The sequence below is a fragment of the Pseudomonas sp. GW456-E7 genome (assembly GCF_059424105.1).
In genome coordinates, this window is sequence record NZ_JBWKZB010000078.1 from 1 (window position 1) to 14,593 (window position 14,593).

At 59.2% G+C, this 14,593-nt stretch carries 15 protein-coding genes and 2 tRNA genes; 4 read left to right on the top strand and 13 right to left on the bottom strand.

Annotated elements, in window-relative coordinates; genetic code table 11:
• Positions 1-484 precede the first annotated feature (484 nt).
• The 3 genes from AC07YV_RS28605 to AC07YV_RS28615 all read left to right on the top strand — a co-directional run bounded on the left by AC07YV_RS28605 (position 485) and on the right by AC07YV_RS28615 (position 2,835).
• Complete coding sequence (locus tag AC07YV_RS28605; protein ID WP_102702659.1) at positions 485-1,708, top strand: type II and III secretion system protein family protein; 1,224 nt, start codon at positions 485-487, stop codon at positions 1,706-1,708.
• 119 nt (positions 1,709-1,827) lie between these two features.
• Positions 1,828-2,541: a tetratricopeptide repeat protein gene (locus tag AC07YV_RS28610; protein ID WP_102702658.1), complete on the top strand. Its 714-nt coding sequence runs from the start codon at positions 1,828-1,830 to the stop codon at positions 2,539-2,541.
• A gap of 18 nt (positions 2,542-2,559) precedes the next feature.
• Positions 2,560-2,835: a DUF3613 domain-containing protein gene (locus tag AC07YV_RS28615; RefSeq protein WP_102702657.1), complete on the top strand. Its 276-nt coding sequence runs from the start codon at positions 2,560-2,562 to the stop codon at positions 2,833-2,835.
• Between the two features lie 303 nt (positions 2,836-3,138).
• Here the strand turns inward: AC07YV_RS28615 and AC07YV_RS28620 are convergent, their stop codons facing one another.
• From AC07YV_RS28620 to AC07YV_RS28670, 11 genes are all read right to left on the bottom strand, one after another.
• The gene (locus AC07YV_RS28620) at positions 3,139-4,101 is read right to left on the bottom strand and encodes a type II secretion system F family protein (protein WP_102702660.1); all 963 of its coding nucleotides are present in this window, start codon (positions 4,099-4,101) and stop codon (positions 3,139-3,141) included.
• Positions 4,102-4,130: 29 nt separating this feature from the next.
• Positions 4,131-5,117, bottom strand: a complete 987-nt coding sequence (locus AC07YV_RS28625; protein ID WP_102702656.1) for a type II secretion system F family protein — start codon at positions 5,115-5,117, stop codon at positions 4,131-4,133.
• Entirely contained in the window at positions 5,114-6,556 is a 1,443-nt protein-coding gene (locus AC07YV_RS28630; RefSeq protein WP_102702655.1) for a TadA family conjugal transfer-associated ATPase, read from the bottom strand. Before AC07YV_RS28630 ends, AC07YV_RS28625 begins: the two co-directional genes overlap by 4 nt.
• 3 nt (positions 6,557-6,559) lie before the next feature.
• Positions 6,560-7,780: an AAA family ATPase gene (locus AC07YV_RS28635; protein WP_102702654.1), complete on the bottom strand. Its 1,221-nt coding sequence runs from the start codon at positions 7,778-7,780 to the stop codon at positions 6,560-6,562.
• The gene (locus AC07YV_RS28640; RefSeq protein ID WP_102702653.1) at positions 7,774-8,268 is read right to left on the bottom strand and encodes a TadE/TadG family type IV pilus assembly protein; all 495 of its coding nucleotides are present in this window, start codon (positions 8,266-8,268) and stop codon (positions 7,774-7,776) included. Before AC07YV_RS28640 ends, AC07YV_RS28635 begins: the two co-directional genes overlap by 7 nt.
• Complete coding sequence (locus AC07YV_RS28645) at positions 8,268-8,747, bottom strand: TadE/TadG family type IV pilus assembly protein (RefSeq protein WP_102702652.1); 480 nt, start codon at positions 8,745-8,747, stop codon at positions 8,268-8,270. Before AC07YV_RS28645 ends, AC07YV_RS28640 begins: the two co-directional genes overlap by 1 nt.
• An 8-nt stretch (positions 8,748-8,755) precedes the next feature.
• Positions 8,756-10,099: a Tad domain-containing protein gene (locus tag AC07YV_RS28650; protein ID WP_102702651.1), complete on the bottom strand. Its 1,344-nt coding sequence runs from the start codon at positions 10,097-10,099 to the stop codon at positions 8,756-8,758.
• Between the two features lie 75 nt (positions 10,100-10,174).
• Positions 10,175-10,999, bottom strand: a complete 825-nt coding sequence (cpaB, locus tag AC07YV_RS28655) for a Flp pilus assembly protein CpaB (protein WP_102702650.1) — start codon at positions 10,997-10,999, stop codon at positions 10,175-10,177.
• 15 nt (positions 11,000-11,014) lie between these two features.
• Positions 11,015-12,343, bottom strand: coding sequence for a DUF8689 domain-containing protein (locus tag AC07YV_RS28660; protein WP_102702649.1), 1,329 nt, complete (start codon positions 12,341-12,343; stop codon positions 11,015-11,017).
• 2 nt (positions 12,344-12,345) lie between these two features.
• Entirely contained in the window at positions 12,346-12,876 is a 531-nt protein-coding gene (locus AC07YV_RS28665; RefSeq protein ID WP_102702648.1) for an A24 family peptidase, read from the bottom strand.
• A 29-nt stretch (positions 12,877-12,905) separates the two neighbouring features.
• The gene (locus AC07YV_RS28670; RefSeq protein ID WP_102702647.1) at positions 12,906-13,103 is read right to left on the bottom strand and encodes a Flp family type IVb pilin; all 198 of its coding nucleotides are present in this window, start codon (positions 13,101-13,103) and stop codon (positions 12,906-12,908) included.
• Between the two features lie 406 nt (positions 13,104-13,509).
• On the opposite strand from AC07YV_RS28670, the gene AC07YV_RS28675 reads away from it, so the two are divergent.
• On the top strand, positions 13,510-14,379 hold the full coding sequence (locus AC07YV_RS28675; RefSeq protein ID WP_102702646.1) for an AraC family transcriptional regulator: 870 nt from the start codon (positions 13,510-13,512) through the stop codon (positions 14,377-14,379).
• 58 nt (positions 14,380-14,437) lie between these two features.
• Here AC07YV_RS28675 and AC07YV_RS28680 read toward each other — a convergent pair.
• Positions 14,438-14,513 (bottom strand) — tRNA-Gly (locus AC07YV_RS28680).
• Between the two features lie 3 nt (positions 14,514-14,516).
• Positions 14,517-14,592 (bottom strand) — tRNA-Glu (locus tag AC07YV_RS28685).
• Position 14,593: the final 1 nt, after the last annotated feature.

The following is a 14,593-nucleotide window of genomic DNA, read 5'->3' on the forward strand; positions in this document are numbered from 1 at the left end:
CACCTGTCTCCAGTCTTTGCACCATTAGTTTTCCTTTAACTCATGGCACTTTGGTTTGATTGAACTAACGTCAAACCATAAGAAGTCATAACGGCTCGATTTTCCACGTTAGCTTCAGTGATCAGATAGCGGATTGGCAAAAGGAGTTACCTCACTATGATCCTGGCAGGCGATTTCCGGCGCTGTACCTTCATTCCCGACTACTTTCCGGGGGAGCCAGGTCGACGGACAGTGCAGTCCATAACCGCACGCATCGCTCTGACAGGCAATCCAGATAACCGGATCACTCAAACCGTTTTTTGCAAAGGTCGCTCGCGGTCCCCGGATCAGCGAATTGCGCCCGCTCGTGTGTAGCACGCAAGGAATAACGCCAAGGCCACGGATAAGTGGACTGGCGCATTGGGGGGGATAGCCCGATCCCCGTGAAGTGATCCGAGACAGCTCAGTCTGCCGAAGATTGGCCTATTCAGTGAGGATGTACTTGATGAGCCTTCGTCCCGTGCCCGCTTTCAAGCGAATTATCCATGGCCTGTTCTGGATGGGCCTCAGCGTGGATGCGGCTCAGGCCGCGCCGGCCAACTGCCCACAACTGGACAATTGGCCGACAACGTACGAGGTCGGTCAGGGGCTGCAGAATGAACTGCGCAGCCCCGTTCCGGTAACGCAACTGGCGGTGGGTGACCCGAAAATTGCCGACGTGCAACCCAGCGGCAGCAACGCGTTCATACTCACGGGCATTGCACCGGGGACCACCAGCCTGATGGTCTGGACTGCCTGTTCGAAAACGCCGCGCCAAGCCATGGTGTTCGTCAAGGGCAGGGCCACGTCGGCGCTGACCAGCGTGCCGTCGGTGCCTTCCGACGACCCGTTGCTGCCGAGCCAGGTGCAGACCGATGTCCGCTTCGTTGAAGTCAGCCGGACCAAACTCAAGGAAGCCTCCGCCTCGATTTTCGGCGTCCGGGGCAACTGGCTGTTCGGCTCGCCGAGAACCTTGCCCACCATCGGCGGCATAGTCACGCCGGCGATACCGGTGAGAAACGACCAGTTCAACCTCACGTTTGCGACCGGCAGTACCCTGGTGGCGATCAACGCGCTGGAAGGCAGCGGTTTCGCCTACACCCTGGCGCGGCCAAGCCTGGTAGCGCTCAGCGGGCAAAGTGCGAGCTTCCTGGCCGGCGGTGAAGTACCGATTCCAGTGCCCAGTTCAGGCAGCGATAACGTGTCCATCGAGTACAAGGAATTCGGTATACGCCTGACCCTGACGCCAACCATCGTCGGGAAAAACCGTATCGCACTGAAGGTGGCGCCGGAAGTCAGTGAACTGGATTTCACCAATGCAGTGAGCATCGCCGGCACGATTGTCCCGGCCCTGACCGTGCGCCGTACCGATACCAGCATCTCCCTGGCCGACGGCGAAAGCTTCGTCATCAGCGGCCTGATCAGCACCCACAACGACTCCCAGGTGAACAAGTTTCCGGGGTTGGGCGATATCCCGATTCTGGGCGCGTTTTTCCGCGACAACACCATCAACCGTGAAGAGCGCGAACTGCTGATGATCGTCACCCCGCATCTGGTCCAGCCATTGGCTGCCAATGCACAACTACCGACACTGCCTGGCGAACAGCTGCGCAATTACGACCCGAACTTCTACCGCATGTTCTTCCTGGAAAATGGTGACTTCGACAGTCTCAGCGGACTGTCGCAATGAACCGAAGCCTGAACCCGACGCGCCTCGCCCTGACTCGTAACGGTGACTTTGAGCGTTTGCCGGGCCAGCCTTATTGCCATTGGCCAGGCGTTCAACCTGTTGTCGCCAGAGGACCTTCGATGAAAGCAGTCATTGCAATAGCGGCGACATTAATGCTCGCAGGTTGTGCCAGCAATGGCATGCCTTCGCGACCGGGTAGCTGTGCCAAGCCCGGTTCGGAGCAAGAACTGGCCCTGAACCTGGCCGACAACATGGCCGAAGAAGGCCGTTTGTATGCCAGCCTGGCGAATCTGGAAGGATTGCCCGATAACCTGGTCCAGGTTCGCCTGCGCAAGGCTCGGGTGCTGCGCTTGATGGGGCGTAGCGGCGACGCGCAGCCGTTGTACGAAAGCTTGCTCGGCACCTGTCTGGCGGCTGAAGGGGAACATGGCCTGGGCCAGTTGGCCGCCGCCAGAAATGATAACGCCACCGCTGCCATTCACCTTGAGCGTGCGGTGAAGATGGCCCCCACCGACGACAAGATGCGAAATGACCTGGGGGTCGTCTACCTCAATCAGCGACGGATCCCTGAAGCACGCTTTGAGTTCATGACGGCCATGGAGCTCAAGCAGGCAAACACACTGGCGGCACTCAACTTGGTGACGTTGCTGATCTATCAGGATAACTGGAAGGCGGCAGCCGAACTCGTGACTCGCGCCGACTTGAGCCCCAAGCAAGTCGTAGAAGCCCAAACCCGCGCGGAAAAACTCAAGGCCTCCGCCAAAAAAGTGGTGGCCTCCGAGGGCAATCGCAAGACTGAGGTAGCCGATGCCTCTTCCAGTGCGAACAAGTAGAACGTACGAGGAGTCGAGATGAATACCAAAAGGCTGTTGATCGTGTGCATGGCTTGTCTGTCCAGCAGTGCCTGGGCCATTGAGCCGGGGCCCTCCTCGCCGTATCAACAAGGCACCGAACAGTGGTTGCAACTGCAGATTCGCGGCGTGGTTGCCTCCCCTCACCTGCAAACCGCCTCGGCCACCGAACGTGACCTTGCCATGCAGCGCTGGCTGAACAGCTTCAACTTTCCGATTCCGGAGTTTTATGACCAGGATTCAGCGGGAGAAATGACCATCAGCGGCGGCAACTGAGGGATATCGATGGGTGATCAGCTTCTGGCGTCGTCCAGAGTGGCCTGGCTGCAAAGCCGGGCTTGATGTCGTGTGCAGGAAAGCAGTGGCATCTAAGCATGATCCATCCCTGGACGGATTACCCCGTAGGAGCTGCCGAAGGCTGCGATCTTTTGACTTTAAGCGATCGTGAAATCACAGGAAGATCAAAAGATCGCAGCCTTCGGCAGCTCCCACAGGGGGTGTGTAAACCTATGGCAGGAAAGTGCAGATCAGGCTTGGGTGGCAAGGCTATCTCACGCGACAGCCTCAGTCCGTTTCACCTCACCCGAATGCTCTGATTACCCCGATCAAGGGTGGACCAATGGCTACCAGAAAGAAGCTCGGCCACAGGCAGAAAATCAGCGGAAACACCAGTTTGGTACCAATTTTCGCCCCCATTTCTTCGGCGGCTTGGGTACGCCGGTCACGAAACTCATCGGCATAGATGCGCAGGGTATCAGCCACGCTTGTGCCAAAGCGGATACTTTGCGCCAACAGGCTGACCAACCCTTGCACATCTTCCAATCCGGTGCGCACAGCCAGTTGCTTGAGTGCGTCGGTACTGGGAATGCCGGCGCGGATTTGCGCGTTGACCAGTGCCAGTTCCTCCGCCAATTCAACCTGGCTGACCGACATTTCCTCTGCCACCCGCTCTATGGTTTGCGGCAATGCCAGACCCGACTCCACACACACCACCATCAGGTCCAGGGCATCCGGAAAGGCGGCGCGCAGGCTGCCCTGCCTGGCCTCTTTGCGCTTTTCGACAAATAGCGCGGGCAACAACCACCCGGCAGCAGCAGTCATGGACACCAGCAACAACCCCATATTCAGAGAAAGCCCGGAAAACATCGGCAGCAATAACAGTGCAAGACCAACCGAAATCAGTGGCAACAGCAAGCGCACCGCCCAATACATCTGCACCGCCGAGGGTGAGCGGTAACCCGCGTGCATCAACAGGGTCTGGGTGGCCGACGTCTGAGCCGACTCAGTCGAGCCAAAGCGTTGACCGACCCGCTCCAGCAATAACTGCAGATTACCCGGCACGTCCTGCCCGGAAACATTCCCTGAATGACCGCGCTTGATAAGCGCCAGACGACGCTGTACCGGATCCTGTAGCCCCAACACCAGCAACACCACGGTGACGGCCGCCAGCACCGCACTCAAACCGATAGCCCCGACAAACAAAATACGCGCCAGTTGAGCATTGCCCACCACCTGACTGAACAGTCCGAGCAAATAGTCCATGACCTGCACCTCCGCGAAACGAATACCACTCAAACCTGGATCCGGATGATTTTGCGGATCCAGAAAATCCCGAGCAACATGGCGCCGAAAGCCCCGATGATCAGCTTTTGACCTGTGGGATCATTGAACAGCACAGGCAAGTAACTGGGGGTTGTAACCAGGATCGCCGCAGCCAGCACGAAGGGAATGGCCACCAGAATCCAGGCCGACATCCTTCCTTCGGCCGACAAGGTTTTGATCTTGCGCTGGAAGCGGAAGCGCCCACGAATCAGGGTACTCAGACGTTCCAGCACCTCGGTCAGGTTACCGCCGGTCTCGCGATGGATGAGGATCGAGGTCACCAGCATCATCACTGTCATGCTCGGCATCCGCTCCAGCAGGCCGAGCATGGCCCGGCGTACATCGTTGCCATAGTTGATATCGGCGAAGGTCAGGCCGAACTCATGAGCCACCGGCCCCTTGTGCTCCTCGGCCACCAGACGCAGGGTTTCGTTGAATGGGTGCCCGGCGCGCAGAGCGCGGCACATGGCATCCAGCGCATCCGGCAGGCCTTCCTCGAACGCAGCGAAACGCTTGCCACGGTCACGGGAAATTTTCAGTATGGGTAACCAGAAGACCGCGAAACCCGCCACCAGCGCCATCCACCAGACTGACGAGACCATCCAGATCAGGATACCCGCCCAGCCCCCCAGCACCAGCCCGAGCAGCAATACCCGATAGGCCCGGTACTCGTGCCCGGACTGCTCAATCATCAGCGTCAATGCTTCCATGAAGGGCAGTTGCTCAAGCCTGGCCTCCAATGGCGACAAACGCGTCAGGTACTTCTGCCTCAATACCGTTTGCATGTTGGGCAGATGGTTGGCTTTCTCCAGTACATGCAAGCGGCCGCGGATGCGTTTGCGCATCTTGCCGGCTTCGCCGAATACCGGCACCGCCACGCCTTGGGACAGTAGGAAGACGGCGATAAACACCATGCCGAGGAACATCAGAATGAATTCACCGGGAACCTGGTTCATGACTGCCGTGCCTCCATCCACTCAGGCCTGAACATCGTCAGCGGCAACTCGATGCCGCGCTTGGCCAGCACATCGCGGAAGGCGGGGATCATGCCGCTGGGCCGATAATCACCCAGCACCTCGCCGTTTTCGCCCATGCCATGGCGCGCAAAGGAGAAGATTTCGGTCATGGTGATGATCTCGCCTTCCATGCCGTTGATTTCCTGCACGCTGACCAGGCGGCGCTTGCCGTCCTCCTGGCGTTCCAGCTGGATGACCACATCGATGGCCGAAGCGATCTGCTGACGCATGGCCTTGATCGGGAAGGTCGCCCCGGTCATCGACACCATGTTCTCGATCCGTCCCAACGCATCGCGCGCGGTGTTGGCGTGGATCGTGGTCAACGAGCCGTCGTGGCCGGTGTTCATCGCCGTCAGCATGTCCAGCGCCTCGACGCCACGCACTTCGCCGATCACGATACGGTCCGGGCGCATCCGCAGGCTGTTGCGCACCAACTCCCGCTGGCTCACCTCGCCGCGCCCCTCGATGTTCGAAGGCCGGGTTTCCAGGCGCACCACATGGGGCTGCTGCAGTTGCAGTTCGGCCGAATCCTCGATGGTGACGATCCGCTCGTTTTGCGGAATGAAACTGGACAGGACATTGAGCATGGTGGTCTTGCCGCTGCCGGTACCGCCGGAAATCAGCACGTTCAAGCGCCCACGCACTATCGCCTTGAGCAGCAGGGCAATGGCGGGGGTCAACGTCCCCACCTGGATCAGGCTGTCGGTATTGAGCAGGTCCACCGCAAAGCGCCGGATCGACATGCTCGGGCCGTCGATGGCCAGCGGCGGGATAATCGCGTTGACCCGCGAACCGTCCTTGAGCCGGGCGTCCACCAAGGGCGAAGACTCGTCGATACGCCGGCCCAGGCTGGAGACGATACGGTCGATGATGTTCAGCAAATGCTGATCATCGCGAAAGCGCACATCGGTGCGTTGCAGTTTGCCGAAGCGCTCGACATACACCGAGTTAAAGCCGTTGACCAGAATGTCGGACACGCTGTGATCGGCCAGCAACGGCTCCAGGGGGCCAAGTCCGAGCACCTCGTCGGTGATCTGCTTGATGATCAACTGGCGGCTGGAAGTACTCACCGGTGCCGAATGCTCGTCGAGCAGGCGCTGACAAATGTCGCGAATCTGCCGCGTCGCCTCAGCCTGCTCAAGGGAGTCCAGCAAGGACAGGTCCATGACCTTGAGCAACTGCTGGTAGATCTTTTCTCGCCACTCGGCTTCCACCGGGGTGACCTGGCTTCTGGTTTCATACAGAACATCCGGGACTGCGTGCTCCCAAGCCATCAATTCAGCTGCCGGATCCGGCAGCTCACCGTCCAACGGGATAACCGGCGATGAGGCGGGTTTAGCGGACTGTTTGCGCAAGCGGTTACGAAAGTCGCTGATCATGGGTCACCCCCCGAAAAAACGGTTGAAGGCGCGTTTGAACACGCCTTTTTTTCCAGCCATCTGGTTGCCGACCAGATCGTCGGCCACGTTGCGCAGGGCAACGGTGATCGCCGCCTTCGGCGCATGCAGACCCAACGGCACGCCAGTGTTCTGACTCTGGCTGACCAGGTTGAAGTTGTTGGGTAATTTCGACAGGTTCGTGCAGCGCAGCGCTTCGCCGATATCCTTGAGGCTGACCGCTGCCGTCTTGTCATAGCGGTTGACCACGATCTGCAATTGATCCCCACGCACGCCCAGGTCTTCGCGCAGGATCCGCACCAGGGAGCTGGCATCGCGCAGATGGCTGACGCTCTGCTGCACCACCACATACACCCTATCCACCTGTTCCAGCACGGAACCGGTGAGGTGGTCGATTTGCCGTGGCAGATCGATCACTACCCAGTCATAGCTGGCGCGGGCCAACTGCATCAGGGTGTCAAGTTGCTCAGGCTGGGCATCCTGCGGCAGGCACAGCTCACCGGCCCGGCCGCCCAGTACATGCAAGGTCGGGCTGAAGTGGCTGCAAAAACCGCGTAGCGCAACGCTGTCCATGCCGTCAATCTGATGCAACACCTCAAGATGGCTGTGGGTTTGCGCCACATCCAGGTAATGCGTCACGCTGCCAAATTGCAGATCCATATCCAGCAACAGGGTACTGCCACCTTTCATGCTGAGCTGCTGAGCCAGATTGCAAGCCAGCATGGTGCCGCCCGATCCGCCCTTGGCGCTGATCACGGCGAGCAATTTCCCTTCTGTCCCGCTGCCGGTCCGAACCTCCATGACCAGCCGATTCAAGGCAGCGACCAGTTCTGTCTCGGCGACGGGCTCGGGCAGCACGTCACGGGCGCCGGCCTGCATCGCCAGGCGCATGCCTTCCTGTTCGCTCAGCAGCCCGCACACCAGCATCGGCGGACGCTCATGGGCCGGCCGCTGCAACAGTGCCGACAGCTCTTCACGCCACAGGTGGCTGACGCGCAACAGCAACAGATCGGGCATCCGGTCCAGGCCATAGAGCGGGTCGACATGCCCATTGCTGACCAGGCGAGTGCTTACCTCCAGGCTGGGCATGCGCTGGCAGACGCTCTGCAGGTCGCGCAACGACGTGGCATCACGGCTACTGATCAGCAACCGTAGCCCGGCTTTGCCGGTCGAGGTAGAGAGCGGGGTATCCTTGGTATTCAGCATGGCGTGATCTCCCCGGAATCGGAATGACGCCCGAGGCTTTCACGTGGCAACGTTGCCCTGAATACAGGCAAGGTAATGGGCACACCGATCCCGGGAATAAACAGATTGAAAACGAAGTTTTGCAGGCTCAACCGGACATAGCGGATGGCACGAAAACCGTTGGCGCTGACAGTGTCAGCGGGGTTGGCCACCAGCGCCCCATTTGCGTCCAGATAGGTCAGCGTCAGGTGGGTGGTGGCCAGATTGCCGATCAGCTGGCTCGTGCCGGCATCGCCTGCGGCATTGAAGATCGCCCGCTGCAGGACCACCGGATCGCTGATATTGCACACAGCCGCCAGACGCGTGCCACGGCGCACCGCTTCATCCAGCGCATTGACCGTGAAGTACAGGCGACCGATTTCCACCACGCCGAACAACAGCGTGAACATCAGCAGACCAATGACGGCGAACTCCACCGTATAGGTGCCGCGCATGTGTTTTCTGTTCATCACAGTGCCCTCATCACGGTAGTGGCAACCAGCGGGATGCTCAGTGCAATCTGATTACCAAAAAAACCGGGAAGCGATCCGGTGCAGTTGCCAGCGCCAATCACCGGGCAGAACGTGTAAGTGATGGTGACCCGCACATGGTCGGTGCCCACTGCGGCAACGACCACGTTGCCCGTCGTCAGCCCTGACACCACTGCGGTGCCGGTATTGGCAGGTACGCCATACACCGCAACGTTTTTCGTCTGGGTCAGTAGCGTATTGCTCAGAGCGACCGCACCCAGCGTCGAGTCCCAGGCATTGCTGGCGACAAAACGATCGGCATCGCGGCTGGCCTGAAGCAGGATGTTGTACTGATAGAGCATGCGGCCGAATTCGCCGAAGGCCAGCATCAGCAACAGCAACACCGGCAGGACCAGGGTGAACTCCACCATGGCCAGGCCTTGCTGGCACTGCCGACTTTTTGATCCATGAAGTCTCATGACGCCCCCTACGAGTCAGTGCTCGGAGTACCGCTGCCGGTGAGATAGGTTTTGTAGAGCTGAATGATCTGCGGGCCGGAATCCGTTGACGGCGAGGGACCCGCCACGTTGTCGCCTTCACATTCCTTCACGAACTGGCCGAAGATCTGCGCGTCCCCGCCGCCGCCATCCATGGGCTGTACCACGAAATAGCAACCAAAACCGAGAACCGGGATCGAGGTTGAACCGCCCTGTTTACCGCTGCAGTCGCCCACCACGATTTTCAGCATCCGGCGCTCGAACACCCCGTTGCCCTGACAGCCAGTGCCCCCCGCCACACAGGCGGCAACGCTTGCACGCCAGTCGTTGTAGTCCAGTATCGAGTTGCTACCGGCTGTGAGATTGCCGTTGTTCGAGGTGACGGTTTGCCCCTGGTACTTCGCTCGAGGCGGAGAGACCGAGTCATCGTAGGTGATGGCGGGGTTACTGGACGTGGTCACCAGGTCCGGCGGATAGTCCGAGGCGCTGACCGGGCCGTTGTAGATGCCGAAGCGCGTATTCAGACCTTGAGACGCTGGACCGACCATGTTGCCCGGTGAGGTCTGGACATTTTGCCCCACGTCGCGACAGACCTTGCCACCTCCGGCCAGATCTTCCCGGACCGCACTGCCACCCGAGCCAAAATCGAGCAACTGAAAATTGCCTGGACCAATGGGCGACGAATTGCCGGCCGCTGTCTTCAAAACCTGCAGATCACCAAACTGAAAGCCCCAGAACATGCCGGCACCCGGGTTGTATTGAGTCGGGTTGCCACAGACCATCAAAGGGGCAAGATCACAGGGACTGGTAGGGCTGGGACCCGCGGTGGCGATCGCCGCCACTGCTTTGGCCCCCAGGCCGCCAGGGCCGAATACCTGGGCGAAGTTCCAGAAAAATCCCGTCAGGTTATAGCTCGGTACCGATACCCGAACGTACTTGGCATCCGTCGGCCCGGGATAGGAGAACGGGCCATAGACGCTACTTGCCAGTTCCACCACTGCAAATGCACTGGCGTTGCCGCCGATAGCCGTAGCCAATTCGTTGTTGCCCGCGGCATTGGCATTCTGTACCAACGTATTGAGCGCGGCGGTGCGCGTCGTGCTGGCACTGTTGCTGCCAGCCGCCACCTGGCTCAGGGTTTTGGCACCACTCAGGGCGGCGGCGTCCACCGCATTCTGCAGGCGTGTCTTGTTCAGCATCATATGACCGCCGTCCAGAGCCAACGCCGCCATCATGGCCATCGCCGCCAACGCGATCACCATCATTGCACTCACCGATCCTTCCTGGCGCCTTGGCGTCGAAGTGAACGGCCGCTGAATACGAAGATTCATCATCAAGCCCTCGATTGCCGATACGGATCCGGATCGGCTCCGCCAATAACCTGGTGCCCAGGCACCTGTTGCACACTGTCAGCGAATATTGACTACTTTGGCTTCGGTCCCGCGGATAACGGTGATACCCGCGCCCTCACCACTGCTGCGCTGTACCACGCGTTTTGGCGCTTCGACAGTGGCCACAGCCATGGCCGGGGCAACAGGTGCAGCAGGCGTGGCAGGCGCAACGGCCGGGCTTTTCTTCTCGAGATTCAGCGGGTTACGCAGCGCCAGTTGCAACTTGCCTTCCGTCTGCGCCGTGACCAGGGCTTCCGCTTCAGCGGCCGACATCTCCAGGGTCACTGCGCGCACCACGACCGGCTGGGTCTTGTCGGTGCCTGCGGTCTGATCCACCGCCAACACCCGCAAATTCTCAAGGATGGTCCTGGACGTGGCGCTGTTATTGCCGGCATTGGTGGTTTTGGTCGCCAATACATCGACCCGGTTACCTGGTAACAGGAATCCACCGACACCCACCACATCGTCCACCCGTACCGATATGGCGCGTTTGTCAGGCGCAATCAACGAGGCCAGGGTGCTTCCCCCAAGATGCTCGCTCAGCCGTGCACCGCGCACGATGTCGCCCCGCAGAATGTCGAACGTTGCGATCTTGCCCACGGCTTTTTCGCTGGCATCGAAGGCATCGTCCGGGATCGTATCCATGGGCATGCGTACGGTCGTGACCTGCTGGGCCTCGACCATCTGCCCGAATGGAATCTCCACCGTGGCGACCACTACGTTTCGAAGGTGGTCATCCGGGCTGGCATTGAGCCGCGCGCTCAGCCAGGAGTCGGCCATCCATGCAGCCCCAAGGCCCATGACCAGGGAAGCGCCTATCAGGGTAAGCGTACGAGAGCTCATGTCAGTATCTCCGCATCAAAGAAAGTCGAGCTGGACGAAGTAGTTGTGCCAGGCCCATTCCAACTCTTTCGGTGACAGTGGTCCGGAACCGCCTATATAACGCTGGCGATCGAGTGCCATGTTCAGGAGATCGCGGGGATGGCAAGGCACCAGGGGCATGCCTTCACTTGCATAAAGCCTTTGCAGCACATAACGCACCAGCAGCGGGTCATAGGAAATGCCCAGACGCTCGCTTTCCTGACGCCAGATCTTTTCGTACTGCTCGGGCTTCAGGTAACCGAACTGCAGCTTGTAGCCAATCCGCCGAAGGAAAGCCTCATCGGCCAATTCCAGGGGATTGAGGTTGGTGGAAAACACCAGAATCAGATCGAACGGCAGCTCGCAATGCCGACCACCGCCCAGGTTGAGAAAGTCGCGTTTCTCCTCCATCGGGACGATCCAGCGATTGAGCAGCTCGGCGGGGGCCATGCGCTGGCGTCCCATGTCGTCGATGATGAACAGGCCATTGCTGGCCTTGAGCTGCAAGGCGGCCTGGTATTGACGGGTGAAGGGGTCATAACGAACGTCCAGCTGTTCCATGCTCAACTCACCGCCCGTGATGACGATCGGGCGTTTGCAGCACAGCAGTCGACGGTCGATCCCTTCGTTGAGCATCAGACTGTTTTGTTGAACGTTGTCATCGAGCCGCTGATGCACCTGCGGGTCATAGATCTCGATCACCGACTCGTTGATGACGATGGCATGAGGGACCCAGATGGCCTCGGCGAACAGGCGGATCAGCCGGGTACTGACATAGGTCTTGCCGGTACCCGCAGGGCCATAAATCATGATTGCGCGCCCGGAGTTCATCGCCACACCCAACTGATCGAGCATCTCTTCCGTGAGCACAACGCCAGCCAGGGCATTGCGCATATCGTTGGCGTTGATGCGACCATGGTGAATGGTCTGTAGCTTGATCAGGGAGCGGTAGGTACTCACCGGGAAAGGTGCCGCTCCTATATAACCGCTGCGCGAGAGGGCATCCCGGGCGGCACTGCGACCACGTTCGGTCAGGCCATAACGCAGCATCTGCCCGCCGGTTTGACTCACCTGGCCCAGCACTTCGACGCGGCCATCCTTGCGCAGAAACGCCAGGACCTCTTCAAGTACCGCGCCGGTCAGCGCCAGGCGGTCCACCAGCCGAGTCATGTCCAGCACACCGGCGTCGTGCAAATGCTTGCACACCAACTCGCCGAGAAAACTGTCGGTCAGACCGGTTTCGCGGATTGTGCACGGCTGAGGCGCCAGTCGTTGCACGGCTTCCCGCTCATTAGGGAAGGCATCAGTATCAACCATGACGTGCATGACTAATCTCCCAACCCACTGGCAACGAGGTGCCAGTAGATGCTGCCCAGCGTGCCGAGCAAAATTGCAACAGCGTAAGGAAAGGGCTTGCCGGCCGCCTCGTCTGCACTCGGCGCCAGGTAGGCCCGAGCTCTCAGAATCAGCCAATAACGCCCCAGGGTTTGCATCATCTGACCGTGCACCAGCACAATCAGAAAACCGCACAGGCCGCCGAATACCAGACTGTATAGCGCGGCCCACAATGCGTAATGAACCGGCAGGAAGCTGCCCACCATGGCCATCAACTTGACGTCGCCGGCGGCCATGCCACCCACGGCATACATGGGCAGAAACACCGCAAAACAGATCAGGATGCCCAACAGGCCGTCACTCAACCCGCTTATCCCACCTGAATAAGTCTGACCGGCTAACCCCAAGGCCAGACCCACGAGGATCAGCAGGTTGGGAATGCGGTGGCGACGAATATCGCTCACCACCGCTACGCCCAGCAGCCCTATCAGCAAACCAGTAGCTACCAGCTGCTCGATGGACATCACATCGTCCCCCCTTCCGGAAATTACCGTTACCGGCAAGCAGCGCCACCACCAACGGCGTTGCACACCGCAGTGATTCGGGTATGGACGTTCGCTCCGAGGTCGGTGAACGCGAGGGCAACAGCCGCCGTAATCAACCCCCCCGCCACCGCATACTCCACAATGGTCAGGCCATCTTCGTCTTTGATGAACTTCAGTACCGAAGCCTTGATTGTTTGCATGATCATTTTGCCCACCTCACTCGAATGTTGTTTTTTCTGAGGCAGTACTTTCTGCGCTGCCTGAGTGCAACCCTAGTCAGGAGCAAGGCATGGGCGTTAGGAAGATTTTGCACATCGCTAGGACTTTTTTGCGGGGCGGCCAATACGGAGCATTGGCCGTTGCAGCAGTCACGGGAGGGGTAAACAAGGCATTGGAACGCAAAGGCAATTGCCATTGATTCACAAGCGACAGGCGGTTAAACCCGGCTTTTTCGACCACACACGAGCAAATAATCGCCCCGAGCCGCCTTCCAGATTACCCATAGAGCGAATAGAACTAAAAAACGTATTTTCTATCGGGATTAAATCTGCAAATTGATGGCACATTGGCAATACTGGCGATGAGAGTCACTAGAACCCCCAGAGTGAAGACATGACGTCCAATTTGACCAGTAGGCCATCGCTCCTATGGTTCGATCTGACTCATGATCGGTCCACGAAAGAACTCGTCACGCAGTTCGAGAGTGCCTGCGACTGCAAACTGGCAAAAAACTCCGTGTTGCCCATCAGGGAACAGGCAGACATGATCTGCATCCATTTTGATCGCCCCGACACTCCAGGCTTGAAGCTATTGCTGGAGATCAAACGCACCACCCCTACCATCCCGATCACCATGTTCACCGTGCAGCACTCGGAGGAACTGGCGGTATGGGCCATGCGCTCCAGCGTCTGGGAATACATGGTGCTCCCGTTCTCGACCACCGAGAAGAAGCGTTACCTGACGGCGGTGCTGCAACTCTGCGAGCTGCGCCGAAATGCCAAAGGCCAGGACAAGTCATCGCAGATCGAGCACTCCCCGACCTTGCCGGACAGCATCCGGCTGACCTCAGGCCACCAAAAACACCAGGCACTGAACAGCGTCATGCTGCACATCGACCAGCACTTTCGAGACAGCATCGATCAGAGGGAGCTGGCGCAGCGTTGCGGCATGACGACATTTCGCTTCAGCCGCCTGTTCAAGGAAGCCAATGGACTTGGCTTCACGGATTACATCCTGGACAAGCGCATGAACTTCGCCAAAGAACTGCTCGATAACAGCCAGATGCCGATTACCAGCATCGGCTATGAGGCCGGCTTCAAGGATCCGTCCTACTTCGCTCGCGCCTTCAAGCAATTCGCAAACTGCACGCCCAGCGAATACCGCCTGGCACGCCAACTCAGAGCGACTGAAGCTACGCAACGGGTGCAGGATGAAGCAACCACTGACGCGCTCGAAAGCCTTGTACAGAGCCTCGGCGGTTGATCCGGTTTTTTACGCGCAAACAAAAACGCCGCTCAATGAGCGGCGTTTTCGTTAAATATGGAGCGGGAAACGAGACTCGAACTCGCGACCCCGACCTTGGCAAGGTCGTGCTCTACCAACTGAGCTATTCCCGCAAATGGCGTCCCCTAGGGGACTCGAACCCCTGTTACCGCCGTGAAAGGGCGGTGTCCTAGGCCACTAGACGAAGGGGACA

Excerpts from the sequence above, each read along its gene's own strand:
- AC07YV_RS28605 (WP_102702659.1), top strand. The coding sequence starts at position 485 with ATGAGCCTTCGTCCCGTGCCCGCTTTCAAGCGAATTATCCATGGCCTG.
- AC07YV_RS28610 (WP_102702658.1), top strand. The coding sequence starts at position 1,828 with ATGAAAGCAGTCATTGCAATAGCGGCGACATTAATGCTCGCAGGTTGT.
- AC07YV_RS28615 (WP_102702657.1), top strand. The coding sequence starts at position 2,560 with ATGAATACCAAAAGGCTGTTGATCGTGTGCATGGCTTGTCTGTCCAGC.
- AC07YV_RS28620 (WP_102702660.1), bottom strand. The coding sequence starts at position 4,101 with ATGGACTATTTGCTCGGACTGTTCAGTCAGGTGGTGGGCAATGCTCAA.
- AC07YV_RS28625 (WP_102702656.1), bottom strand. The coding sequence starts at position 5,117 with ATGAACCAGGTTCCCGGTGAATTCATTCTGATGTTCCTCGGCATGGTG.
- AC07YV_RS28630 (WP_102702655.1), bottom strand. The coding sequence starts at position 6,556 with ATGATCAGCGACTTTCGTAACCGCTTGCGCAAACAGTCCGCTAAACCC.
- AC07YV_RS28635 (WP_102702654.1), bottom strand. The coding sequence starts at position 7,780 with ATGCTGAATACCAAGGATACCCCGCTCTCTACCTCGACCGGCAAAGCC.
- AC07YV_RS28640 (WP_102702653.1), bottom strand. The coding sequence starts at position 8,268 with ATGAACAGAAAACACATGCGCGGCACCTATACGGTGGAGTTCGCCGTC.
- AC07YV_RS28645 (WP_102702652.1), bottom strand. The coding sequence starts at position 8,747 with ATGAGACTTCATGGATCAAAAAGTCGGCAGTGCCAGCAAGGCCTGGCC.
- AC07YV_RS28650 (WP_102702651.1), bottom strand. The coding sequence starts at position 10,099 with ATGATGAATCTTCGTATTCAGCGGCCGTTCACTTCGACGCCAAGGCGC.
- cpaB (WP_102702650.1), bottom strand. The coding sequence starts at position 10,999 with ATGAGCTCTCGTACGCTTACCCTGATAGGCGCTTCCCTGGTCATGGGC.
- AC07YV_RS28660 (WP_102702649.1), bottom strand. The coding sequence starts at position 12,343 with ATGCACGTCATGGTTGATACTGATGCCTTCCCTAATGAGCGGGAAGCC.
- AC07YV_RS28665 (WP_102702648.1), bottom strand. The coding sequence starts at position 12,876 with ATGTCCATCGAGCAGCTGGTAGCTACTGGTTTGCTGATAGGGCTGCTG.
- AC07YV_RS28670 (WP_102702647.1), bottom strand. The coding sequence starts at position 13,103 with ATGATCATGCAAACAATCAAGGCTTCGGTACTGAAGTTCATCAAAGAC.
- AC07YV_RS28675 (WP_102702646.1), top strand. The coding sequence starts at position 13,510 with ATGACGTCCAATTTGACCAGTAGGCCATCGCTCCTATGGTTCGATCTG.